This is a genomic window from Ancylobacter pratisalsi (assembly GCF_010669125.1).
GTDB lineage: Bacteria > Pseudomonadota > Alphaproteobacteria > Rhizobiales > Xanthobacteraceae > Ancylobacter > Ancylobacter pratisalsi.
The window spans coordinates 4,588,547-4,612,530 of record NZ_CP048630.1 but is presented as its reverse complement, the minus strand read 5'-3'; the positions used below and the strand labels follow the sequence as shown (position 1 = coordinate 4,612,530).

The 23,984-nt window shown below is 66.2% G+C and carries 22 protein-coding genes and 2 pseudogenes; 11 read left to right on the top strand and 13 right to left on the bottom strand.

Annotation, left to right across the window (positions count from 1 at the left end; all coding sequences use genetic code 11):
* Window positions 1-190: 190 nt before the first annotated feature.
* The 6 genes from G3A50_RS21475 to G3A50_RS21450 form a co-directional block, all read right to left on the bottom strand.
* Window positions 191-1,513: an ABC transporter substrate-binding protein gene (locus G3A50_RS21475; protein ID WP_163077130.1), complete on the bottom strand. Its 1,323-nt coding sequence runs from the start codon at window positions 1,511-1,513 to the stop codon at window positions 191-193.
* Window positions 1,514-1,805: 292 nt separating this feature from the next.
* Window positions 1,806-2,771 (bottom strand): ABC transporter substrate-binding protein, encoded by a 966-nt coding sequence (locus G3A50_RS21470; protein ID WP_163077129.1) that lies wholly within the window; start codon window positions 2,769-2,771, stop codon window positions 1,806-1,808.
* Window positions 2,772-2,798: 27 nt separating this feature from the next.
* Window positions 2,799-3,794 (bottom strand): ABC transporter permease, encoded by a 996-nt coding sequence (locus tag G3A50_RS21465; RefSeq protein WP_163077128.1) that lies wholly within the window; start codon window positions 3,792-3,794, stop codon window positions 2,799-2,801.
* A complete protein-coding gene (locus G3A50_RS21460; protein ID WP_163077127.1) occupies window positions 3,787-5,301 on the bottom strand; it encodes a sugar ABC transporter ATP-binding protein in 1,515 nt (504 codons plus the stop codon). The genes G3A50_RS21465 and G3A50_RS21460 overlap by 8 nt, the downstream gene beginning before the upstream one ends.
* On the bottom strand, window positions 5,298-6,452 hold the full coding sequence (locus G3A50_RS21455) for a Gfo/Idh/MocA family protein (protein ID WP_210255190.1): 1,155 nt from the start codon (window positions 6,450-6,452) through the stop codon (window positions 5,298-5,300). Before G3A50_RS21455 ends, G3A50_RS21460 begins: the two co-directional genes overlap by 4 nt.
* Window positions 6,449-7,507 (bottom strand): sugar phosphate isomerase/epimerase family protein, encoded by a 1,059-nt coding sequence (locus tag G3A50_RS21450; RefSeq protein ID WP_163077126.1) that lies wholly within the window; start codon window positions 7,505-7,507, stop codon window positions 6,449-6,451. The genes G3A50_RS21455 and G3A50_RS21450 overlap by 4 nt, the downstream gene beginning before the upstream one ends.
* Before the next feature lie 149 nt (window positions 7,508-7,656).
* Here G3A50_RS21450 and G3A50_RS21445 point away from each other — a divergent pair, with 149 nt between their 5' ends.
* From G3A50_RS21445 to G3A50_RS21420, 6 genes and pseudogenes are all read left to right on the top strand, one after another.
* Window positions 7,657-8,688 carry a LacI family DNA-binding transcriptional regulator gene (locus G3A50_RS21445; protein WP_163077125.1) on the top strand — a complete coding sequence of 344 codons (1,032 nt, stop codon included), beginning with the start codon at window positions 7,657-7,659 and terminating at the stop codon, window positions 8,686-8,688.
* Between the two features lie 337 nt (window positions 8,689-9,025).
* Complete coding sequence (locus G3A50_RS21440; RefSeq protein ID WP_343037844.1) at window positions 9,026-9,925, top strand: phosphoenolpyruvate hydrolase family protein; 900 nt, start codon at window positions 9,026-9,028, stop codon at window positions 9,923-9,925.
* Window positions 9,862-10,107: pseudogene (locus G3A50_RS21435) on the top strand (ABC transporter permease subunit); the annotation flags it as partial. The gene G3A50_RS21440 and the pseudogene G3A50_RS21435, both read left to right, overlap by 64 nt.
* Window positions 10,107-10,676: pseudogene (locus G3A50_RS22745) on the top strand (branched-chain amino acid ABC transporter permease); the annotation flags it as partial. The pseudogenes G3A50_RS21435 and G3A50_RS22745, both read left to right, overlap by 1 nt.
* Before the next feature lie 56 nt (window positions 10,677-10,732).
* A complete protein-coding gene (locus G3A50_RS21425) occupies window positions 10,733-11,482 on the top strand; it encodes a phosphoenolpyruvate hydrolase family protein (protein ID WP_425483428.1) in 750 nt (249 codons plus the stop codon).
* A gap of 28 nt (window positions 11,483-11,510) precedes the next feature.
* Entirely contained in the window at window positions 11,511-12,425 is a 915-nt protein-coding gene (locus G3A50_RS21420) for an SRPBCC family protein (protein ID WP_163077122.1), read from the top strand.
* 88 nt (window positions 12,426-12,513) lie between these two features.
* On the opposite strand, the gene G3A50_RS21415 is transcribed toward G3A50_RS21420, so the two are convergent.
* Window positions 12,514-13,485, bottom strand: a complete 972-nt coding sequence (locus G3A50_RS21415) for a LysR family transcriptional regulator (RefSeq protein ID WP_163077121.1) — start codon at window positions 13,483-13,485, stop codon at window positions 12,514-12,516.
* Between the two features lie 138 nt (window positions 13,486-13,623).
* Here G3A50_RS21415 and G3A50_RS21410 point away from each other — a divergent pair, with 138 nt between their 5' ends.
* The 5 genes from G3A50_RS21410 to G3A50_RS21390 all read left to right on the top strand — a co-directional run bounded on the left by G3A50_RS21410 (window position 13,624) and on the right by G3A50_RS21390 (window position 18,386).
* Window positions 13,624-14,604, top strand: coding sequence for an ABC transporter permease (locus tag G3A50_RS21410; protein WP_163077120.1), 981 nt, complete (start codon window positions 13,624-13,626; stop codon window positions 14,602-14,604).
* A gap of 13 nt (window positions 14,605-14,617) precedes the next feature.
* Entirely contained in the window at window positions 14,618-15,412 is a 795-nt protein-coding gene (locus G3A50_RS21405; RefSeq protein ID WP_163077119.1) for an ABC transporter permease, read from the top strand.
* 39 nt (window positions 15,413-15,451) lie between these two features.
* Window positions 15,452-16,522, top strand: a complete 1,071-nt coding sequence (locus G3A50_RS21400) for an extracellular solute-binding protein (protein ID WP_163077118.1) — start codon at window positions 15,452-15,454, stop codon at window positions 16,520-16,522.
* Window positions 16,523-16,587: 65 nt separating this feature from the next.
* The gene (locus G3A50_RS21395; protein WP_163077117.1) at window positions 16,588-17,694 is read left to right on the top strand and encodes an ABC transporter ATP-binding protein; all 1,107 of its coding nucleotides are present in this window, start codon (window positions 16,588-16,590) and stop codon (window positions 17,692-17,694) included.
* Between the two features lie 8 nt (window positions 17,695-17,702).
* A complete protein-coding gene (locus G3A50_RS21390) occupies window positions 17,703-18,386 on the top strand; it encodes an aspartate racemase/maleate isomerase family protein (protein ID WP_163077116.1) in 684 nt (227 codons plus the stop codon).
* A gap of 146 nt (window positions 18,387-18,532) precedes the next feature.
* Here G3A50_RS21390 and G3A50_RS21385 read toward each other — a convergent pair whose 3' ends face one another.
* The 6 genes from G3A50_RS21385 to G3A50_RS21360 all read right to left on the bottom strand — a co-directional run bounded on the left by G3A50_RS21385 (window position 18,533) and on the right by G3A50_RS21360 (window position 23,954).
* Entirely contained in the window at window positions 18,533-19,258 is a 726-nt protein-coding gene (locus G3A50_RS21385; RefSeq protein ID WP_163077115.1) for an amino acid ABC transporter ATP-binding protein, read from the bottom strand.
* Window positions 19,236-19,895, bottom strand: a complete 660-nt coding sequence (locus tag G3A50_RS21380; protein WP_163077114.1) for an amino acid ABC transporter permease — start codon at window positions 19,893-19,895, stop codon at window positions 19,236-19,238. Before G3A50_RS21380 ends, G3A50_RS21385 begins: the two co-directional genes overlap by 23 nt.
* 10 nt (window positions 19,896-19,905) lie before the next feature.
* The gene (locus G3A50_RS21375) at window positions 19,906-20,577 is read right to left on the bottom strand and encodes an amino acid ABC transporter permease (RefSeq protein ID WP_163077113.1); all 672 of its coding nucleotides are present in this window, start codon (window positions 20,575-20,577) and stop codon (window positions 19,906-19,908) included.
* Window positions 20,578-20,686: 109 nt separating this feature from the next.
* Window positions 20,687-21,490, bottom strand: a complete 804-nt coding sequence (locus tag G3A50_RS21370; RefSeq protein ID WP_163077112.1) for a transporter substrate-binding domain-containing protein — start codon at window positions 21,488-21,490, stop codon at window positions 20,687-20,689.
* A 3-nt stretch (window positions 21,491-21,493) separates the two neighbouring features.
* Window positions 21,494-22,282 (bottom strand): GntR family transcriptional regulator, encoded by a 789-nt coding sequence (locus tag G3A50_RS21365; RefSeq protein WP_163077111.1) that lies wholly within the window; start codon window positions 22,280-22,282, stop codon window positions 21,494-21,496.
* Window positions 22,283-22,601: 319 nt separating this feature from the next.
* On the bottom strand, window positions 22,602-23,954 hold the full coding sequence (locus G3A50_RS21360; protein WP_163077110.1) for an MFS transporter: 1,353 nt from the start codon (window positions 23,952-23,954) through the stop codon (window positions 22,602-22,604).
* Between the last annotated feature and the right edge of the window lie 30 nt (window positions 23,955-23,984).

The window sequence follows — 23,984 nt, the reverse complement described above, 5'->3', positions numbered from 1 at the left end:
CGGACAGGGCTCGCCCGAAGCTACAGGCTCGAAAGGGGCGAGCAGGCGGCCCCTCTCCCTGCGGGGGAGAGGGGAAAGGCGCGTGGCTCTGGAACCCGGGCGACCCGGCCCGCCACGCGCCGACCCGCTTGGCGGGCCACACCTCCAACGTGGAGGAGAAAGAAAACGCCGGCGATTGTCAGATCCCGTGTCAGATCTTGCCGTCGTCCTTGAAGATCTGCGTCCAGTCCTTCTCCAGGTCGTCGAGCGCTTCCTTGGCGGTGCCCTTGCCGGCGATGACATAGTCATGCACCCGCTTCTGCATGGCCTGCAGCAGCTCGGCGTAGCTCGGCTCGGCCCAGAAGTCCTTCACGATGGCCATGGATTCCAGGAAGGCCGTGGCATAGGGCTGGCTGGACTTGAAGCTGGGAGCGTCGACCACCGACTTCAGGCAGGAATAGCCGCCGAGCTGCCACCACTTCGCCTGCACGTCGGGCTGGGCGAACCACTTGATGTACTCGAGCGCGGCGTCGCGCTTGCTCGAATAGGACACCACCGAGATCCCCTGACCGCCGAGCTGGGCGAAATGGTATTTCTCGGCCGGGTTGGGGAAGAAGCCGATGCGATCGCCACCGACCTTTTCGTCCTTGTAGAGGCCAGGCCAGGTGAAGGCGAAGTTCATCTGCATCGCGACCTGGCCGGATTTGAACGCGTCCGCGGATTCGACCATGTAGACGTTCGAGCTGCCGGGCGGAGTGCAGCAATCATAGAGCGACTTGTAGAACTCCAGTCCCTTCACGGCATCGGGAGAATTCACATAGCCGTTCATGTCATAGGGCTTTTTGGGGTTCTCATACATGAAGCCCCAGTCGTACAGGACGTTGGTCACGCCCATGGTGATGCCTTCCGAGCCGCGCTCGGTGTAGATCGAGGCGCCATAGATGGTCTTGCCGTCGATCTCCCGCTTCTGGAAGAATTCGGCGATCTGCTTGAGCTGGTCATAGGTCTTGGGCGCGTCCAGATCCCAGCCATACTTGGCCTTGAATTCCTTCTGCAGCTCGGGGCGCTCGAACCAGTCCTTGCGATAGGTCCAGCCGACGACGTCGCCCATTGCCGGCAATGCCCAGTAGTTCGGCGTGTTCTTCGGCCATTCCGAATAGCCGACCACCGTCGCCGGCACGAAGTCATCCATCTTGATGCCTTCCTTGGCGAAGAAGTCGTTCAGCTTCACATAGTGACCGTTCTCGGCGGCGCCGCCGAGCCACTGGCTGTCGCCGATGATCAGGTCGCACAGCTTGCCGCGGGAATTGAGCTCGTTGAGGAAGCGATCCGCGTAGCTCGTCCAGGGGACGAACTCGAATTTCATGTCGATGCCGGTCTTTGTGGTGAAGTCCTTCGACAGCTCGACCAGCGCATTGGCCGGGTCCCACGCCGCCCAGCACAGGGTCAGCTGTTCGGCCTTGGCCGCTTGCGGCATCGACAGCGAACCGCACACGGCCGCCACCCCGAGAAGGGGTATCCACTTCTTCAGCATGCTCTCCTCCCAGAGAACGAGGTGGGTCTTTGCCCCCTCGGTTGGCCTTCGCGTTCCGGCACGGCCGGTCACGTTTAGCTTTGCGTTTAGTTAGTGCGACATTGCTCAACATGACAAGCGCAATTCGTTGCTGCGATGCAATGGAATCGCAGATAACTACAAGAAGTGTCGAGTATATATAATGCCAGAAGCTATCTAGGTCTGGCTTTCGTGCCGCGCCCCACTAAACATCGGTGCGGCACCGGCGGCGCGCCCCCCGGTTCGCGAGGAGCGCGCCTGGCAGCGGGGTGGATCAGAATGGGCTGTCGGGGAAGAAGAACTGCGCCGCGTTGTCCGGCGTGATCAACGTCGAGCCGATGATGAAGCGCCCATAGACCGGCGTGTCGGAAACGAACCGCAGTGCGGTGATTTCCAATGCGGCGGAGATGAGCGCTGGGGGGTAGGTGACGTCGACCGGCAGTTGCGGATCCTTGTTCATGATCCGCTTGACGATCTCCTTCATGCCGGCGCCGCCGACGACCCACATCTCCTTCTGACGGCCCGCCTGCGAGATGGCCTCCAGCACGCCGATCGCCATGTCGTCGTCGGCTGCCCAGACCGCGTCGATCTGCTGATGCTTGGACAGGTAGTCCTGCATCACCGAGAAGGCCTTGTCGCGGTTCCAGTTGCCGTGCTGCATATCGAGGATCTCGATCCCCGAGCCCTTTACGGCGGCGGTGAAGGCGTCCACGCGCTCATTGTCCAGCGTGGTGGGGATGCCGCGCAGCACGACGATCTTGGCGCCGGGCTTGAGGTTGGCGCGGAAATACTCGCCCGCCACGCGCCCGAAGGCGGTGTTGTCGCCGGCCACATACAGATCCTCGATCCCGGCCTGCGACAGCCCGCGATCCACCACCGTCACCCATTTGCCGGCGTCCTTCACCGATTTGACCGGGCTGGTGAGCGGCTCGGATTCGAAGGGCAGCACCACCAGCGCGTCGATGTTGCGCGTGGCCATCATGTCCTCGATGTCGTTCACCTGCTTGCCGACCGCACCGGCGGTGGCGAGCACGAATTCGAGGTTGGGATAGGTCGCCTTCAGCCGCTTGAGGGTCTCCTGCGCGTGCCAGTTGAGCCCGCCCATGAAGCCGTGGGTGGCGGAGGGGATCGACACGCCGATCACCACCTTCTTGCCCTGCGCGGCGGCGGGCGCGGCTAGCCCGGCTGTGACCGCCGCAGCCGCGAAGGCGCCCGTGGCGAGGAATGTCCTGCGTTCCATTTTGTGTTTCCTCCCGTTGCTCCGCTCTCAGGCGGATGATTTGCCGCGTTGGAGAACCACCGCGAGCACAATTATGCCGCCCTGAATCGTGCCGTTGAGGTAGGGCGAGACGAGGTCGGCGAGATTGAGAATGTTGTCGATGAGGCTGAGGATCAGGACGCCGACGACGGTGCCCCACACCCGGCCATAGCCACCCTTCAGCGCTGTCCCGCCGATGATGACGGCGGCGATGGCCTCCAGCTCCCACAGCATGCCGGTCGAGCCCGAGGCGGAGCCGAGGCGCGGCACGTACATGATGGTCGCCAGCCCGACGAGCAGCCCCAGCAGCACATAGGAGAGCAGGCGGATGCGATCGACATTCACCGCCGAATACAGCGCGACCTTGTCGTTCGAGCCTATGGCCTCGCAATAGCGACCGAAGCGCGTGTGGCGCATGGCGACCTGCCCGGCAATGGCGACGGCGGCGAAAACGAGGATCGGCCACGCGATCCCGAACAGACCGGAATAGTAGACCGGCCGGTAGAACTGGCGCACCGCGAAGTCGAGGCTGATGGTCCCGCCATCGGCGAGCCAGGTCACCAGCGAGCGGAAGATGCCCATGGTGCCGAGGGTCACGATGAAGGGCTCGATGCCGGCTCGGGTGACGAGAAGGCCGTTGGTCAGCCCGGCCAGAAGGCCGACGCCAAGAGCGATCACCATGCCCGCGAGAACGAGCGGCACCCCGACGCCCATGGAGGGCAGGAGGGCGTTCATCGCCAGGATCATCACCCCGGCGATGAAGGCCGCCATCGAACCCACCGAGAGGTCGAGCCCGCCCGAGGTGATGACGAAGGTCATGCCCACCGCGATCATGCCGATGAAGGCCGAGCGGGCCAGCACGTTGGTGATGTTGCCCGACGACAGGAAGTTGTCGTTCAGGAGGGCGCCTAGTACGACGAGCAGGATCAGCGCCAGGAGCGGGCCGAGGGCGGACAGGCTCGGCAGGCGGAACCCATTGAGGGGGCGCGCGGCGGCGTCAGACATGGGCGGGTTCCTCCCCGACGTCTTCGGATGTGCCCATCACCAGACGGACGATGGCGGTTTCAGTGACGCGCTCTCCGCTCAGCTCGCCGGCGAGGCGGCCCTGCCGCATCACCAGCACACGATCCGACAAGCCAAGGATTTCCGGCATGTCGGACGAGATCACGATCACGCTGCGGCCCTCGGCGGCGAGCACGTCGATGAACGCGTAGATCTGACTCTTGGTGCCGACGTCGATGCCGCGCGTCGGTTCGTCGATGATGAGGATCTCAGGGTCGGAAAGCAGGGTTTTGGCCAGCAACAGCTTTTGCTGGTTGCCACCCGAGAGATTGCCGACCCGCATGTCGCGGCGCGGCGCCCGGATGTCGAAATCCGCGATGGCCTTGGTGAGCGCCGCGTCCTCGCGTGTGTCCGAGAGAAACGGCGTGCCGAAGCGCGACAGGTTTGCAAGGGTGAGGTTTTCGCGCAGCGTCTTGTCGAGCAGCAGCCCGCGTTCCTTCCTGTCTTCGGTCAGATAGGCGAGGCCGTGGGAAGCCGAGTCCCGAACGGAGCGGATGGTGACCGGCCGTCCATTACGGAGAATTTCGCCGCTGGCCGGACGAAGTCCCACCAGCCCTTCGGCCAGTTCGGTCCGTCCCGAGCCTATGAGCCCGGAAATCCCGAGCACCTCGCCGCGCCGGAGCGCAAAGGAGATGTCCTGTACCAGTGGGGGCACGCTGAAGCCGCGCACCTCCAGCGCCACCTCGCCGGCGTGGTGGCGCTTGGGCGGATAAATGTCCTGAAGATCACGGCCGATCATGGCGGTCGCCATGCCGTCCTCGGTCAGTTCACCGCGCGCGGCCCGGCGCACCACGGCGCCGTCGCGCAGCACGGTGACGCGGTCGGCGAGGCGGGTCACTTCCTCGAGCCGGTGAGACGTGTAGAGCAGTGCCACGTTCTGTGAACGAAGCCGCTCGATCTGCCGGAACAGCACCTCCAGCTCGCGGTGGGTCAGCACGGCCGAGGGTTCGTCCATAATCAGGACGCGGGCCTTGCGGGCGAGCGCCTTGGCGATTTCCACCATCTGCCGGTCGGAGACGGGCAGGTCGCGGATGCGGGTCTGCGGGCGGATGGAGCAGTCGAGTTCGTCCAGCAGCGCCTGCGTACCCCTACGCATCGCCTTGTGATCGAGGAACAGGCCGCCGATCTCCCGGCCGAGCCAGATGTTCTCGCTCACGGTCAGATCGGCCGCGAGATTGAATTCCTGATGGATCACCACAACGCCGGCGGCCTCGGCCTCGGCGCCGCTGGTATAGGGGGCGGCCTTGCCGTCGAGCCGGACCTCGCCGGAGGTCGGCGGCACGAAGCCGCCGAGGATCTTCATGATCGTCGACTTGCCCGCGCCGTTCTCGCCGATCAGGGCGTGCACCTCTCCGGCATGGAGCGCGAAGTCTATGCCGTGCAGGATTTCAATCGGCCCGTAGCTCTTGCGTACATCGACGAGTTCAAGCGCCGGTGCCGCAGTGTTCATGGCGCGATCCACGCGGCGTTGCGTTTCGAGGACGCGACGCAGGCGGCGATGAAGCGCATCCCGGCGAGACCATCCGCAAGGGTTGGATAGGTCGTGCCTTCGGGTACCGTCTCGCCGCGCTGGTGGGCGCGGATGGCGCGCGCGGCTTCGGCGTAAATGGTAGCGAACGCCTCCAGATAGCCCTCAGGGTGTCCCGGGGGAACGCGCGAGACCCGCGCCGCCTCCGGCCAGCTTCCCGCCCCGTTGCGGGTGAAAAGCTGGCGCGGCTCGCCGAAGCGGGTGAACCACAGCCGGTTCGGGTCTTCCTGTTCCCATTCGAGACCACCCTTGTCGCCGTAAAGGCGCAAGCGCAGCAGATTCTCATTGCCCGGCGCGACCTGGCTGGCCCAGAGCATGCCCTTCGCCCCACCGGGGAAGCGCAGCAGCACATGGGCATTGTCGTCCAGCGGTCGGCCCTCCACGAAACTGGAGAGGTCGGCGGCAAGAGCTTCCGGTGTCTGGCCGGAGACGAAGCAAGCCAGGTTGTAGGCATGGGTGCCGATGTCGCCGATGGCGCCGCCCGCTCCGGATCTGGCGGGGTCGGTCCGCCATTCGGCCTGCTTGGAACCGTGATGCTCGGCGTCCTGTGTCAGCCACTCCTGCACATATTCCACCTGCACCAGTCGCAGCCGTCCGATCTCGCCGGCTGCGACCATCGCACGGGCCTGGCGCACCATGGGGTGGGCGGTATAGTTGTGGGTGAGGATGAACAGCGCGTTTGAGCGTTCCGCGACCTTGGCGAGCTTCTTGGCCTCGGCCATGGTCGCGGTGAGCGGCTTGTCGCAGATGACGTGGATGCCGCGCTTGAGGAACTCGATCGCCGGGCCGGCATGCATGTGGTTCGGCGTCACGATGGCCACGGCCTCAATGCCATCCTTGCGCCGGGCCTCGGCGCGCGCCATGGCGCTGAAATCGTCATAGGAGCGGGCAAGGCCGAGCGCCTGCGCCGAGGCGTGGGATTTCTCCGGTGTCGAGGAGAGCGCGCCGGCGACAAGCTGGAACTCTCCGTCCATCCGGGCGGCGATGCGGTGAACGGCGCCGATGAACGCGCCCGATCCACCGCCCACCATCCCGAGGCGAATGGGCGAGGGGGCGAGGGGAGGCGCGCTCATCGGTCGAGCCCCAGCAGCCCGTGATTGGCGGCGCGGTCGGTTCCCGAGGATGCGAAATCGTCAAAAGCGCGCTCGGTTACGCGGATGATATGGTTCTTCACGAAGGCCGCGCCCTCGCGCGCACCGTCTTCCGGGTGTTTCAGGCAGCATTCCCATTCGACGACCGCCCAGCCGTCGAAGTCCATGGCCGCGAGCTTGGAGAAGATCGCGGCGAAGTCGACCTGCCCGTCGCCCGGACTGCGGAAGCGCCCGGCACGCTTCAGCCAGGGCTGATAGCCGCCATATACACCCTTGCGGCCGGTCGGATTGAACTCGGCGTCCTTGACGTGGAACATGCCGATGCGCTCGGCGTAGATGTCGAGGTGGTCGAGATAATCCAGCTGCTGCAGCACGTAATGGGACGGGTCGTAGAGCATCTTGGCGCGGGGATGCCCTCCGACACGTTCAAGGAACATCTCGAAGGTGTCGCCGTCGTGCAGGTCCTCGCCCGGATGGATCTCGAAGCAGATGTCGACGCCGCAGGCATCGGCGTGATCGAAAAGGGGCTTCCAGCGGCGCGCGAGTTCGTCGAACGCCTCCTCGACCAGGCCGGCCGGGCGCTGTGGCCAGGGATAGACATAGGGCCATGCCAGCGCGCCCGAGAAGCTCGCCATGGATGTCAGGCCCAGATGCTTGGAGGCGGTAAGCGCCTTCTTCACCTGTGAGACCGCCCATTCCTGGCGCGCCTTGGGGTTGCCGCGCACGGCCGGCGCCGCGAAGGCGTCGAATATCGTGTCATAGGCGGGATGCACCGCGACCAGCTGGCCCTGCAGATGCGTGGAAAGTTCGGTGACCACCACGCCGTTGGCCCGGGCTTCACCCGCCCAGTCCTCGCACCAGCCTTGTGAGGCCGCGGCCTGATCCAGATCGAGGATCCGGGCATCGTTGGTCGGCACCTGAACGCCGGCATAGCCGCATTCCGCCGCCCAACGGGTGATGCTGTTCCAGGAATTGAAAGGTGCGTCCGCACCCATGAACTGGGCGAGGAAGAGCCCCGGCCCCTTGATCGTCCGCATGCACCCTCCCAATCGGCTGTGTGTCCAGCCTTACTTCTTGTAATCGTTTGCAGGGAGCGTATCGGACGTTTGCAATCGTTTGCAAGTGGCTGTCTCGACGATTGCCAGCGGGCCCTCGGCGCGGGTATGGAGGCCGAATGGAACACCGCATGCTCCGGACCGGGCCGTCATCGCCGAAATCGGCCAGGCGCAAGGCGCCACGTCTTGCCGATGTCGCGCGCCTCGCGGGCGTCTCGACGGCGACGGTGAGCCGCGTTCTCTCCAATCCCGACATGGTCTCGCGGCAGGCGCGGGAAGTGGTGGAGGATGCGATCCGCGCGACCGGCTACCGCCTGAACCATGCGGCGCGCAATTTGCGGCATCGGCGGACGGGCGGCGTGGTGGCTCTGGTGCCGGACCTGTCGAACCCGTTCTTCTCGCAGATCCTCGCCGGCATGTCGGCGGTGCTGGCGCCGGCCAGCTATAACCTACTGGTGGCCGATACGCGGGCGATGAGTGCCGAGTCGATCCTGAGTTACGCCGAGCCGAGTCGGGCCGACGGACTGATCGTGCTGGACGGCGGGCTGCCGCTGGAGAGGTTCGAGCGCCACGTGCCGCTGGTCCTGGCCTGCGAGTGGATACCCGGCCTGTCCGCGCCGCGCGTCAAGATCGACAACCGCGCCGCTGCCGCCCTTGCCGTCGCGCATCTCGTGGAACTCGGTCACCGCCGCATCGGCCATGTCGCCGGTCCGCCCGAAAATGTGCTGACGCAGGCCCGTCTCGCCGGGCTGAAGCAGGCGCTGGAGGCGCGCGGACTGCCGGCCCCGCTGGTACTGGCGGGCGACTTCTCGCTGGATTCAGGCCGGCGGGCTGGCGCGCAGTGGCTCGCCCTGCCGGAGGACGAGCGGCCCGGGGCGATGTTCTTCGCCAGTGACGCAATGGCCTGCGGATTTATCGGCGAGGTGCAGCATCGCGGCTTCTCCGTGCCGAATGATGTGTCAGTGATGGGGTTCGACGATATCGAACTGGTCGCTCATATGACTCCGGCGCTCTCGACCATCCGCCAGCCGCGCGACGCCATCGGCCGCCGCGCCGCCAGCCTCTTGCTGGACCTGATCGGCGGCACCGATACGGCCGAGGATGTCATCCTCCCGGTCGAGCTGGTCATCCGCGCCAGCACTGCGCCGCCGCGCGACCGCTAGCCGTTCCCATCCGCGCCCTCGGGCGTCCCGTCGAGGCGGTACATGTCCCGCCTCTTTCGCCCCATAAATCGCAGGTGGCAGCATATTCTGCTCTCTTCGAGAGGAGGACGTCCCGGTGCTTTCGGGCTCGTCACGGAAGCAAGGGGCATCGATGGCGCGAGATCTTGGCCGACAGGCTCCCGGTACCGGCGCCACGTCCGCATAGACGAGTGTCTGTCGTGCGATCATCCCTCCCAGGTGCCCGTCCTTCCATGCCGCGCTACCCCGCGAGCTGACTGCGCGGCCATGAAGTCAAGGCGGGAGCCAGCGCGGGAACCCCTCGGAAACCAGACCCTTTCTGATCGGCGCGGCGATCGGCACGGGCATGATCGCCAAGGCGGCGGAGCGTGGCGGCGCGGATTTCCTGCTGGCTCTCAACGTCGGCCGCGTGCGGGTCATGGGCGCCCCCTCCATCGCCTGCATGCTGCCGATCCACGACGCCAACGAGATGGTCCGGGCCTTCGCCAGCGCCGAAATCCTGGGAAAGGTCTCGGTGCCGGTCATGTTCGGCGCCTCGGCTTTCGATCCGCGCGAGGATCTGGCGGATCTGGTCGATCGCGTCGCCAAGGACGGTTTCGCCGGCATCGCCAATTTCCCAACCTCGATCCATCTCGACCCGCTTATGCAGGCCGGTCTCGCGCGCCTTGGTCTCGGCTTCGAACGTGAGGTCGAGATGCTGAAGCTGGCGAAGCGGGCGGGGCTGATGGCGGTTGGCTATGTTCGCACCGCCGAGCAGGCCGAGGTGATGGCCGCTGCCGATGTCGATGTCATCTGTCTCAACTTCGGCTGGAACGTCGGCGGGCGCGAGGGTCTGCCCAGTACGGTCAGTCTGGCGGAGGCCGCCGAAGCCGCATCGGACGCGTTCGAGCGGGTGCGGCGCCGGCGGCAGGATGTGCTGTGCGTGGTCGAGGGCGGGCCGATCGACACGCCCGAGAACGCGGCCACCGTGTGCCAGGCGGGAAAGGCGGATGGCTACATCGGCGGTTCGACCATCGATCGGCTGCCGCTGGAAGCCGCGGTCTCCGATGCGCCGTCGGAATACAAGTCGGTCAACGTGTTGAGCCGCCGCCTTGAGGCCATACAGGACGCCGTGCTCGGGCAGGGCCGGCGCTATGGGTGCTCGCCACCCCTGCGCTCGGCGGATCGGTGCTGTCCATCTCGCCCGGCGAGGATGCGCGCTACCTGTTGTCCTCGCTGATCGTGGTGATCGTCGGCGGCATGGGCTCGCTCTCGGGCGCGGCCATCGGCGCGCTGCTGGTGGCGCTGGCGGAAACCTATGGGCTCGCCTACACGCCCACCTATGGCGTGGTCTACACCTTCGCCATCATGGTCGCCGTACTGGCCGTCCGCCCGCAGGGCCTGATGGGGAGGGCGGTCTGATGGTCAACGCCCCTCTGTGTATCGCGGTTCTGCTCGCGCTTGTCGCTTGTCCTTATGTGGCTAATGACTTTTGGGTCCAGCAGATCGGTGGACGCACGCTCGGTCTTGGTACTGTGGCGCTTAGCCTTTTGTTTCTGGCGGCGTTCGGCGGCATGCTGTCACTCGGCCAGATGGCGTTGGCGGACGTAGCCGGCTATGCGGTTGCCTACTTCACCGCGCCTGTTGCCGGCGTTGGCCTGCTGCTGCCCTGGCCCGCGGCGGTCGTGATCGCCCTCGGCCTGTCGACCCTCGCCGGGCTGTTGGTCGGGCTGATCTCGGTGCGAACCAGCGGCATCTACACGCTGATGCTGACACTCGCCATTGCCATGGGCTTCTACTATCTGGCGCTGCAGAACTACGCGCTGTTCAACGGTTTCACCGGCTTCACGCAGGTGGCGGCGCCGAGCGTTCCGGGACTGTCGCTCGAAAGTCCGCGCGCCTTCTACTGGCTGTGCCTCGCGGCCGCGCTGGCGTGCTACGCGCTCGTCACCTTTCTCGCTACCACCCCGTTCAGCCTCGCCCTGCAGGCCACGCGCGACAATCCGCGCCGGCTGGCGGCGCTGGGCTTCCATGTGGCGAGCATCAGGTGGCGGCCTTCGGCATCGCCGGGCTCATCGCCGGCAGCGGCATCGACCTCATCGTCATCTACAATTCCGGCCGCTATCGCATGGCCGGGCGCGGTTCGCTCGCCGGCGTGCTGGCCTATGGCAACGCCAACGAGATCGTGCTCGACATGGCGCGCGAAGTGCTGCCGGTGGTGAAGCACACGCCGGTGATCGCTGGCGTGAACAGCACCGACCCGTTCTGCCCGTTCGATTACTTCCTTGAGCAGATAAAGGCCGTTGGCTTTTCCGGTATCCAGAACTTCCCCACCGTGGGGCTGATCGACGGCACCTTCCGTGCCAATCTGGAAGAGACCGGGATGAGCTACGGGCTGGAAGTGGACGTGGTCCGCATGGCGCATGAAAAGGACCTGCTCACCACCCCTTACGTCTTCAACGAGGACGAGGCGCGAGCGATGACGGCGGCCGGCGTCGACATCATCGTCGCGCATATGGGCCTGACGACGGGCGGAGCGATCGGCGCCGAGACCGCCTTCACGCTCGACGACTGCGTCGCCCGCATCGATTCCATCTCGGCCGCCGCGCGCTCGGTGCGAAAGGACGTTATCGTGCTGTGCCATGGCGGGCCGATCGCGGAGCCGGACGAAGCCGCCTATGTCCTTCGCCATTGCGAGAGCATCCACGGCTTCTACGGCGCCAGCAGCATGGAGCGCCTGCCGACCGAACAGGCGCTGACCGACCAGACCCGACGCTTCAAGGCCATCGCCCGTTAGAGGCGGGGCCACCCAGGGAGGAGACAAGATGGCGAGAGCCTATGCGAGCCGCATCATTCCCGCGCCCGTCGAGGCGGTCTGGGCGCTGGTGCGCGACTTCAACGCGCTGCCGGAGTGGCACCCGGCGATCGTCGACAGTGTGATCGAGGAGGGGCTCGACGCCGACGTGGTCGGCTGCGTGCGGGCCTTCCATCTCGGCGATGGCACTCTGGTGCGCGAGCGGCTGCTGGAACTCGACGACAGCCGCTACGCCTTTGCCTATAATTTCGAGACCCCGGCCTTTCCGGTGGAGAATTACGAGGCACGGTTCACGCTCATCCCGCTCACCACGGGCGAGGAAACGTTGGCGATCTGGGAGGCGAGCTTCGACGAAGCGCCGGAGGAGGCCGGCAAATATGTCGACGTCGTCTCCAACGGGGTGTTCGCTACCGGTCTTGCCGCCCTCGCGGAGAAAGTGGCCGGAATACCCTCGCCGCAGGGGGCGCGCTGGCAGGGGCTTCGGCCCGCCAAGGTCTATTGCGCCTCCCGCATCAACGCCCCGCTTGCCACCGCCTGGGCGGCGGTGCGCGACTTCGCCGGCATGGTGGACTGGCACCCGGACATTCACCGGATGAACATGCTGGACGGCGCCCGCAGCGACAAGGTGGGCGGCGTGCGCGACTTCCTGTTCGGCGAGGGACAGCTGCACGAGCAGCTTACCTACCTGTCCGACCGCGACACCGCCTTCCGCTACAAGATCAACCTCAGCCCGATGCCCTGGCTCAACTATCACGCCGGCCTGCGGCTCTATCGCGTGACGGCGGACGACACCACGCTTGCCGTCTGGACCGCCGACTGGGTCGCCACACCGCAGGATGATCTGGCGCTCATTCCCACCGTGCATGAAAACGTGTTCCAGCTCGCCTTCGACACGTTGAACGCGCGGTTCGACAACGCCGCCTAGCCAGCGCTGCGCATGCCTTGAAAGGGACAGCGCCGCGCCCGGGGAACCTTCTTCGGGCGCGGCGCTGCCGCGGCTGCTTTGCGCGTGCTCAGGCCTCTGGTGGCTCCGGGACCGGCAACGGGTCCGGGAGCGCGGACGTGCGCGCGTTCTTCAGGGCCAGCTGAATCTCATCGGTGAGCACGCTGGCGACGATGCGGCCGATGCGCGAGATCGGCTTTCGGGCGTCGATGGCGATCGACACGCTTTGCGGCTCGGCGCCCTTGTCGCGCACGGGCAGGAACTTCAGCGTGCCGGCGGCCAGCTCCGGCGCGGCATCCAGTTCCGAGGTGAAGGCGACATAGCGCCCGCCGCGCGCCAGCTGCTTGACGAGCTGGAGCGAGTTGGTGACCAGCGCCTTTTGCGGGTCCGAGAACAGCCAGCCATAGCGGGCGTCGAGATAGCGCCGGATCATCAGAGCCTTGCTCTGCAACGCGATGGGGTGGGCCACCACTTCCTGAAGGCTCACCGTCGCGCCCTTTGCCAGCGGGTGCTGGGGGGCCACGACACAGCCGAAAGGCAGCTCCGTGGTCCAGTGCACATGAACGTCGCGGCGGGGCATGAGATTGAAGATGGCGGTGATGTCCGCGCTTCCCGACAGCAGTGCGCTCAGCGCGTCGTCGGGGCTGGCGATTTCCACCTCCAGCGAGATGCGCGGCTGCTCGGCGGCGAGGCGCTCGATGAAATGGGGCAGGAAGCCGTTGGCGTGGCTGTCCATGGCCACCAGCCGCACATGGCCCTGGTCGACCCCCTGAAGCTGCTTGATGTCGGCGGCCACGCGCCGTTCATCCATCCGCCAGCGCCGGGCGAGCGTCACCAGCGCATCGCCGGCGGAGGTGGGCCGCATGCCGCGCGGCAGGCGCTCGAACAGCTCGACATTGAGTTCCTGTTCCAGCAGCAGGATCTGCCGATCGATCGCCGAGGCGGCGACGTTCAGCTCCTTCGCCGCCTTCTGGATTGATCCGGAGCGGGCGACCTGGTCGAGATAACGCAGCGACGCGGGAACCAGAAAGGCGCGGGCCATGATGCCATCCTAATTATTCGAATGGACTGTTGCTGAATCTGCGCTGGACGGCAATGCGGTTGTGGCCGAACCTCCCCGTCAGATTGAACCGGGAAGGCGCTGGTCAAATCCTCGTTCCGCCACCGATGGGAACCGCCGATGAGCCGCGTTGAGAGCCTCGACGTGCCCACCCGCCCACCGTCCAGTCTGGATGGCGGGCAGGACCGTGCGAGAGAGTCTCTGGCCGGGCCGTTGCTCGGCCGCATCTGGCAGCGGCTCGCCGGCGCCCGCTGCACCGGCTATCTGCTGGTTGCCCCCACCGTGTTGTTCCTGGCGGTCTGGTTCGTCTGGCCGGTGCTGACCATGGTCTATCTCAGCCTGACGGCGCGGGTCGTCGATGGGGTGACGGTCGATGGCTTCACGCTGGAGAACTACATCCGGCTCTACTCCACGGATCTGTATTTCCGCATCCTGCTGCGCACCGTGCGCATCGCCCTGATGACCAGCTTTTTCGCGGCGCTGTTCGCCTATCCGCTGGCGATCGCGATTGCGCGCGGCAGCGCCTCGCTGGCGAGGCTGGTCACCATCACCATTCTGGCGCCGCTGCTGGTGAACGTGGTGGTGCGCTCCTATGGCTGGCAGACCATCCTCAACAAGACCGGCGCGCTCGCCTGGCTGCTCAAGCTGCTCGGCTTCAGCGATCCGCCGATGCTGCTCTACACCGAATGGGCGGTGCTGATCGCCTGTGTGCACGTCTACCTGCCGTTCATGGTGATGCCCATCGCGGGCGCCATCAGCCGGATCGACCGCTCCCTGGAGGAGGCGGCGCGGGTGGCAGGGGCGACGCGGCTGTCGGTGCTGCTGAAGATCATTCTGCCGCTCAGCCTGCCGGGACTGGCGGTCGGCGTGTCGCTCGTCTTCTCGCTCAGCGCGGCGGCCTATGTCACGCCGCAGATTCTCGGCGGCAATTTCTCGCCGCTGCTCGGTACGCTGATCGAACAGCAGATTCTTACGCTGAACGACTGGCCCTTCGGCGCGGCGATCTCGACCCTACTGATCGCCCTGGTGCTGGCCTCCAACCTCATCTTCCTCAAGCTGGTCAGCCGGCGCTTCGCGCGCTGGACGGCCGGCGCCCGGTGAAGGAGCGCGTGCGATGAACGACGATGTCAGCCCGCTGCTCAAGGTCGTGGTCGGCCTCATCCTTCTGGTGGTCGTGACGCCCCTCGTGGTGCCGCTGCTGATGTCGATTTCCGACACGCCCTACATCGTGTTCCCGCCCCAGGGGTTCACGCTGAAATGGTATGGCGAGGTGCTGGCCAATCCGGAGGCGCGCGGCAGCTTCCTGTTCTCGCTGGAGCTGGCAGCCATCGTCACGGGCGTGTCGCTGCTGCTCGGGGTGCCGTGCGCGGCGGGGCTCACGCGCTACAAGGTGCCGGGTCAGGACGCGGTTCTCGGCCTTATCCTGTCGCCGCTCATCGTGCCGCTCATCGTCACCGGCGTCGCGCTGCTCCAGCTCTTCGCCTTGCTCGGCTCACGGGCGACACTGCTGCAATTGGTGATCGGCCACACCGTGGTGTGCCTGCCCTATGTCATCCGCTCGGTGTCGGCGAGCCTTCTGCTGGTGGACCGCAATCTCGAGGATGCCGCCGCCGTGCTTGGCGCCCCACCTCATGTGGTGGCGGCCCGCGTGGTGTGGCCGCAGGTGCGTCCCGGCATCATGGCGGGCGGCATCTTCTGCTTCATCGTCTCCTTCGACGACTATCCCGTTTCGATGTGGCTTGCCGACGGCAACCACTTCCCGGTGCCGCTTTATCTCTACACCGTCATCGAGCGCTCGTTTGATCCTTCGATCGCGGCGATCGCGTCGCTGATGATCCTCTTCGCGCTCCTCCTCGTGCTCGTCATCGAAAAAGTCTTCGGGCTCAGCCTGGCGCGGCTTGCGAGCTGACGGCCGGCGACAAATCAAACCAGAACAAGGGAACAGGTCATGACACAGATTTCTCGCCGTGGTTTCGGCAAGCTTGTCCTCGGCGCCGGCGCGCTCGCCGCTCCCATGGGGTTCGTGCGCAATGGTTGGGCGCAGGGCAAGGAAATCCAGATCGGCATCTGGGGCGGCTCGCAGGGCGAGTTCGTGAAGAAGAACATCATCCCGGCCTTCGAGAAGGATTTCGGCTGCAAGGTCACGGCGGAGGAGGGCTTCACCCTCGCCAATGTCGGCAAGATGCGCGCGACCAAGGCCAATCCGAAATTCTCCGTCATGTTCATCGATGACGTGGCGATCCCGATCTGCAAGAGCGAAGGCCTGATCGAGCAGCTGCCGGCCGCCGACATGCCGGCGCTTGCCAACCTGTATCCGCGCTTCGGCTTCGACGGCTGGGGCACGGCAGTGGCGATCTCTGTGGGCAGCATGTTCCACAACACCTCGATCACGCCGCCGTCCAGCTATGCGGAGCTGTGGAAGCCCGAATATGCCGGCAAGCTGAAGCTCGTCAGCCCGAAGAACACGCCCTCCGTCTTCTTCCTCATCGTCGCGGCGGCGGTAAAGTCCGGCAAGCCGTTCGCCGAGGCGCAGTATCTGGTGGACGACAGTTTCGACAAGGTCGCCGCGCTGAAGCCCAACATCATGAACCTGTTCGACAACGGCCCGCAGGCCGCCAACGAGGTCGCGCAGGGCCAGGCCGACATCGGCCTGCTGGAGCTGTCGAAGTACGTCTATCCCTACACGGCCAAGGGCGCGCCGGTGACGATGAGCTTCCCCTCGGAAGGCTCGTTCGCCGGCAATAACTGCCAGGTGCTGGTGAAGGACGGCCCGAACCGGGACGTCGCGGTCGCCTTCATGAACCGCATGCTGGAGCCCGCGGTGCAGAAGGCGTTCTCCGAATACGCGCTCACGGCCCCTCCGGTCTCCGGAATCGAGTTCTCGCCCGAGACGCTGAAATATCTCGCCTATCCGGTCGCGGAGATGGACAAGCGCGGCCTGTTCACGCCCGACTGGGAATACATCAACGCCCGCCGCTCGGGCTGGACCGAGAAGCTCAACGGCATCTTCGCCGTCTGACCGTCTTTGAGAGCGCGAGCCGCCCACCCGGCGGCTCCGCCACGGCGCACCCTTGGAGACACGAGATGGCAAGCTCGACATTCGCCAGCGGCGGCGAGGTCCGCCTTACCGGCATCTGCCGTTCCTATGGCGACATCCAGGCGGTGCGCGATGTGAACCTCACGGCCGCAGGCGGGGAAATCCTCGCCCTGCTCGGGCCTTCCGGCTGCGGCAAGACCACGACGCTGCGCATGATCGCCGGCCTTGTGACGCCGACGGCGGGCGACATCACCATCGACGGCGCCTCGGTCACCAGTCTTCCGGTGCATCGACGCAATCTCGGCATGCTGTTCCAGAACTACGCGCTTTTCCCCCACCTCACGGTGCTGGAAAATGTGGCGTTCGGCCTTTCCATGCGCGGCGTCCCGAAGGCCGAAATCGGCCAGCGTGCCCGCGAGGCGCTGGCGCTGGTGCGGCTCGCCGGTTTTGAGGACCGCATGCCGGCGGCGCTTTCCGGCGGCCAGCAGCAACGGGTGGCGATGGCGCGGGCGATCGTCTACCGGCCGCGCGTGCTGCTGCTCGACGAACCGTTCGGGGCGCTCGACCGCAAGCTGCGCGAGGAGATGCAGATCGAGCTGCGCCAGCTCTGCAATGAACTCGGCCTCACCACCATTCTGGTCACCCACGACCAGGAAGAGGCGCTCATTCTCGCCGACCAGATCGCGGTGATGCGGGGTGGGCGTATCGAGCAGGTCGACAGTGCCCGGATCATCTACGATCGTCCGGTCTCCCATTTCGTCGCCGACTTCATCGGCACGTCGAATTTCCTTCCCGCCGAGATCATCGACAAGGCGGGCGGGCGCACGCTTCTGAAGACGGCCCATGGCCATCTGATCGAAAGCGCGATCGCCAACAACTGCGTCGCGCGGGACAGGGTGGCGGTGGCCATCCGGCCCGAATGCGTGAGGCTGGCGCCGGGCCCCGCGTCCGCCGCCGCCAACGTGGTCAGTGGAACCATTCTGCGCAGCCTGTTCAAGGGGCAGGCTCTCGCCGTCTGGCTCAGGATCAACGATGAGCTGGAGTTCCAGGCGTCCATCCCGATCGAGGAGGCGGCGACCATGGCGCCGTGCGTGGGCGAGGTCTGGTCGGCCAGCTGGTCGGCGGCGCGCACGCTGGTGGTGCGCGAACAGTGAGCCGGCCGATGCGCATTCCCCGTGCCATAGGGATCATCCTGCCCTCGTCGAACCGTGTGGTCGAACGCGTGACCCGCGACATTCTCGACGACCTGCCGGGCATCGATGCGTGCTTCACCCGCGTGCCCTATGGCGGGCATCCGCCGGACGGTTACACCATGCAGGCCTTCCGGGAAGCGGCGCAGATGCTGGCGCAAGCCCAGCCCGACGTCATTCTCTGGAATGCGACGCGCGGGGCGCTGATCGGGTTCGAGCCGGACCGCCAGCTCGCGGCGATGATCGAGGCCGAGACCGGCATTGCCTGCACCACCACGGCATTGGCGACGGTCGACCATCTCCGGCAGAGCAATCTGCGTCGCATCGGGCTGGTCGCGCAGGGCGGGGAGGCGGACGGCAGGCGGCTGCGGCAGACCTTCGCCAGCGAGGGGATCGAGATCGTGGCCGGGCACAATTTCGACATCAGCGACAACTTCGAGGCGGCGAACGTCCAGCCCGATGAAATCGAGGCGCACGCCTTGCGACTGGCGTCGACCGCGACGCTGGACGCCGTGCTGGTCTGGAGCACCAATCTCGCCGGCCATCGCCTTGCCGGCTGCCCGCGCAGGGATCTGCACATCCCGGTTCTCGATTCAGCGGCGCTTGGCATAATGAAGGCGCTCGGCAGCCTGCCGGCACTGGCCGCCGCCTCATAGGCCCGCGCTCCGGCCGCGGGCCGCGGGCCTCGACTGCCCAGCGCTCTCGCTGCCTCGGCGTCCGCTCCGGCGGAACCCGAGAGCGGGCGGGTGACCGCCGCGTAAGTGGACCCCTCCCGCGACGGTCGTTGCAGAGGCGAGGGCGCCTACAGCATGCCGAGGAACTGCCGCAGCTCCGGCGTCTTCGGGGCGGCGAACACCTCATTGGGCGGCCCGATCTCGTGCACGCGGCCCTGATGCATGAACACCACACGCGAGCACACGTCGCGGGCGAAGCGCATTTCGTGTGTCACCATGAGCAGCGTCATGCCTTCCGAGGCCAGTTCCTTCACCACGGCGAGCACTTCATTGACCAGTTCGGGGTCGAGCGCCGAGGTGATTTCGTCGCACAGCAGGGCGATGGGCTGCATGGCGAGCGCGCGGGCGATGGCGACGCGCTGCTGCTGGCCGCCGGAAAGCTCGTCCGGATAGGCGTCGAACTTGTGGCCGAGGCCGACGCGTTCCAGCATCTTCTTGGCCATCGTTTCCGCCTCGCCCCGTGGCGTCTTCTTGACGACCATCTGCGAGAGCATGACGTTCCGGCCGGCCGTGAGGTGCGGGAACAGGTTGAACTGCTGGAAGATCATGCCGACCTTGAGGCGCAGCGCCTTCAGGTGCAGCTCGTCTGGCAGCAGCTGCGCGCCGGCGACCGAGATCGAGCCCTCGTCGATGCTCTCCAGCCCGTTGATGCAGCGCAGCAGGGTCGACTTGCCCGAGCCGGACTTGCCGATGATGGCGATCACCTCGCCGGGCGCGACGTCGATATTGATGCCCTTCAGCACTTCGTTGTCGCCGAAGCGCTTCTTCACTTCAGTGATTTCGATGAGCGACATTGAGCTTCCTCTCGAGGATCTGGGAAGACTTGGACAGCGGCCAGCACAGGCAGAAATAGATGAGCGCGACCACGCCATAGACGGTGAAGGGCTCGAAGGTGGCGTTGGTGACGATGGTGCCGGCCTTGGAAAGCTCGACGAAGCCGATGATGGAGGTCAGCGCCGTGCCCTTCACCACCTGCACCGAAAAGCCCACCGTGGGCGGCACGGCGATCTTCAGCGCCTGCGGCAGGATCACGTGGCGCATCTGCTGGATGTACCCCATGCCCAGGCTCGACGAGGCCTCCCACTGGCCCTTGGCGATGGATTCGACGCAGCCGCGCCAGATCTCGGTCAGGAACGCGGCGGTCCACAGGATCAGCGCCAGCCCGGCCGCGAGCCAGGCCGGCACATCGATGCCGAACAGGCCCAGCCCGAAGAAGGCGAGGAACAGCTGCATCAGCAGCGGCGTGCCCTGGAACAGCTCGACATAGGTCCGCACCAGGATCTGTCCGGCGCGGCCCTTGCCGATGCGCGCGAACAGCAGTCCCGCGCCGACAAGGCCGCCGCCGATGAAGGAGACGATGGAAAGGGCCACCGTCCAGCGCGCCGCCAGCAGCAGGTTGCGCACGATGTCCCAGATGGTGAAATCGTTCATGTCCGCCTCCTCACCGCGTCGCGCGTCTTGGGAAGATCGTCCAGCCGAGGCCGCGCAGGATCTGGCGCAGCGCGATCGCCAGGGCGAGGTAGATCAGCGTGGTGACGAAGTAGGCCTCGAAGGCCCGGAAGGTGCGCGACTGGATGAAGTTCGCCGCGAAGGTCAGGTCCTCCGCCGCGATCTGCGACACCGCCGCCGAGCCCAGCATCACGATCACGATCTGCGAGGACAGCGCCGGCCAGATCCGTTGCAGGGCCGGGACCAGGATGACGTGCCAGAAGGTCTGGATCCGGCTCATGCCCAGGCTCGCCCCGGCCTCGAACTGCCCCTTGGGTGTCGCCTGTATGCCGGCGCGGATGATCTCGCAGCCATAGGCGCCGAGATTGATCACCATGGCCAGGTTGGCCGCCTCCAGCTCGCCCATGCGCACGCCGAGCGCGGGCAGGCCGAAAAAGATGAAGAACAGCTGGATCAGGAACGGCGTGTTGCGGATCATCTCGACATAGATGGCCACGACAGGCCGCAGCCAGCCGGGCCCCAGCGCCCGCGCCCACGCGCAGGCAATGCCGAGCGAGACGCCGAGCACGCCACCCACCAGGGTCAGCTCGACGGTGATGCCGATGCCCTTGAGCAGGACTGGCCAGTACACCAGCAGCCAGCCGTAATCGAATGCGTAGTTCATGCCGTGAACTCCCGCGAGGAACCACCGTTTGAACGCGTCGAGCCCTCAGGCCCTGCTCTCGTGGCCGCGTCGGCGCGCGGGAGCAGGGCGGTTGGGGCCGGCGGAGGGATCAGAGCTCGGCCGGCAGCTTCGCGCCGAGCCACTTTTCGGAGATGGCGTCGAGCGCGCCGTCCTTCTTGGCGGCGGTGATGATCTCGTTGACCTTGGCCAGCAGGGCCGGCTCGTCCTTGTTGAGGCCGATGTAGCAGGGTGAGTTCTTGATCAGGAACTTGATCTCCGGCTTCTTCGGCGGGTTGCGCTCGATGATGGCGGCGGCGACCACATTGCCGGTGGCGACCAGATCGACCTGGCCGGACAGGAAGGCGGAGATGGTGCCGTTATTGTCCTCGTAGCGCTTGATGGTCACGTCGGCCGGGGCGATCTTGGTCAGCTCCAGGTCCTCGATGGCGCCACGGGTCACGCCGATCGTCTTGCCCGAGAGGCCCTTGGCGTCCTTCACCATGACATCGGCTGGGCCGAAGACTCCGTTGAAGAACGGCGCGTAAGCCATTGTGAAGTCGATCACCTTCTCGCGGTCGGGATTCTTGCCGAGGCTGGAGATGACGAGGTCGACCTTGTTGGTCTGAAGGTAGGGAATGCGGTTGGCGCTGGTCACCGGCACCAGCTCCAGCTTCACGCCGAGCTTGTCGGCGATGAGCTTGGCCATGTCGACGTCGTAGCCCTTGGGCTGCATGTCGGTGCCGACCGTGCCGAAGGGCGGGAAGTCCTGTGGCACCGCGATGCGGATCACCTTGTTGGCCTCGATGGTGGCGAGCGCGTCGGCGCGGGCGTGCAGCGGCGCCTGTGTGGCCACCACGGTGCCGGCGACGAGAGCCAGAAGGGTCCGGCGATTGAACAGAGTCCTGCAGTTCATGTGTCAGTCCTTTTTTCGGGTTGGGGGACGGCGGGTCTGCGTTGCCGCGAGGCCGTGCCCGGACTGGGCGCGGGCCTGCGGCAGAATCGGAACGTGCGGAATGGACGGCGGCGTGCCGGCGAAGGTGTTGGGGGTCAGCAGCTCGCGAAGGCCGGCCAGCGGGTCGGGTTTGGCGGTCAGGTCCAGCCCCGCCTCGACCTTGGCGATGTGCTCGTCCATCAGCTGCGCGGCGGCCTCGACATTGCCGCTCTCCAGCGCGGCGACGATGTCCTCGTGGTCGTGGCTCGATTCCGCCGCCTTCTCGGTCGGTTGGTAGAGCATCGAGATCAGCGTGGTGCGCGCGGTGAGGTCACGGATGATCTCGGTGAGCAGGCGATTGCCCAAAGCGTCGGCGAGATGGATGTGAAAATCGCCCAGAAGACAGGCACGCGAGTGCACGTCACCGGAATCGATGGCCTCGCGCTCGATCTGGACATGTTCCTTGAGGCTCTTCACCACCGCCGGCGGCACGCTGCGCAGGGTCTGCAGCAGCCCGGTCTCGATCACGCGGCGGGTCTGGAAGGCCTCGCGCGCCTCTTCCGCCGACGGCTCCACCACGAACCAGCCACGCCGGGCGCTGACCTGAACGATTCCACGGGTTTCGAGCCGCATCATCGCCTCCCGCACGCGGGTGCGCGACACGCCGAACAGGTCCGCCAGCTTCTGCTCGCCGAGCCGCGTGCCGGGATTGATGCGGCCGGCCAGGATGGCGGAGAGGATGGCCTCTTCGATATTGGCGGTAGACGGGTTCATCACTGTTGCTCACAAACTTGTATACAAGACTGAAAAGCAAAGGATGTGCCAGTTGGTGCGGGTTTGCGCGCGGTGCAAGCGTCTTTCGCGGATGTCGGCGGGTGCCGTCCGGCAGGCGTGGGCAGAGTGCGCGCGGGTGCCGTCCGACAGCGGGGGATCGTCGCGCGGCTGGCGCGGCTAGGCTCGGGCGAGGGCGTGCGGGCGAGCCGCTCCCACGTCAGTTCCCCGCGCGGCGGCGACCCTCGCGCGGCAGGGTGGGGCTGCAAATGAAAACGGGGCGGTCCGGACCGCCCCGTTCGTCGTCAGATGAGGACCGGGCTCACGCCTCGATGTCGACGTCCCGCGTCTCGCTGCCGAGCAGCAGGGCGATCAATGTCAGCAGGGCCATGGACGAGAGATACACACCGACCCAGAACGGGCTTCCCCCGCCCAGGCTCCACAGCGCCACGGCAAAGAACGGGGCGACCGCCGCGCCGAGGATCGACGACATGTTGTAGGCGATGCCCGAGCCGGTGTAGCGCACATTGGCCGGAAACAGCTCCGGCAGCAGCGCGCCCATCGGCCCGAAGGTGATGCCCATCAGGCTGAAGCCGAGGATGAGCCACGCCATCACGCCGAACGATCCCATCGAGAACATGGGCACCCACAGCAGCCCGAAGACGAGAATGGCGAGCGTCACCGTGATCAGCGTGCGGCGGCGCCCCCAGCGCTCGGCCCAGGGGCCGGACACCATGGTGAAGATGCCGAAGAACACGACGCCGATGATCATCATCATCACGAAGGTCGTGTAGTCGTATCCCAGCCCCGGCAGCTTCGCGTCCACCGCCGCCCGGCCATAGCTCAGCGAGAACGTGGTCATCAGGTAGAACAGCACATAGGTCGCGAGCATGTAGAAGGTGCCCAGCATGACCTCGCGGAAATGGTCACGGAACACGGCGGCAAGCGGCATCGATCGCAGCTTGCCGGCCTTCACCGTCTTTTCGAAGGCGGTGCTCTCCACCAGGTTCAGCCGCACCCAGAGGCCGACGACGACCATGACGATCGAGAACAGGAAGGGAATGCGCCAGCCCCACGACAGGAACGCGTCGGAGGGACGCGAAGGATCCTCCGAGGGCATGGCGGCGGCGATCAGCAGGAACAGCCCGTTGGCCAGGATGAACCCCAGCGGCGCGCCAAGCTGCGGGAAGGTGCCATAAATGGCGCGCTTGCCGGGCGGGGCGTTCTCGGTGGCGACCAGCGCCGCACCGCTCCATTCGCCGCCCAGCGCGAATCCCTGCGCCAGACGCATCACCACCAGCAGCGCGGGCGCGAACCAGCCGACCTGCGGATAGGTGGGCAGCGCGCCGATCAGGAATGTCGCCAGCCCCATGGTCAGCAGCGCGCCGACCAGCGTCGCCTTGCGCCCGCGCCGGTCACCCAGATGGCCGAAGAAGATCGCGCCGAGCGGACGGGCGACCATCGCGGCGCCGAAGATGGCGAAGGAGGCGAGCAGCGCCGTCGTCTCGTTGCCGGCGGGAAAGAACAGGTGCGGAAACACTAGCACCGCGGCCGTGGCGTAGACGTAGAAGTCGTAGAACTCGATCGTGGTGCCGATCAGGCTGGCCAGGATGACACGGGACCGCGGGTTGGCGACGACAGCGCCCGCAGGCGCGGCGACAGACGGGGACGACATGGGTGAATGCTCCGATGGCCGCCCACACGA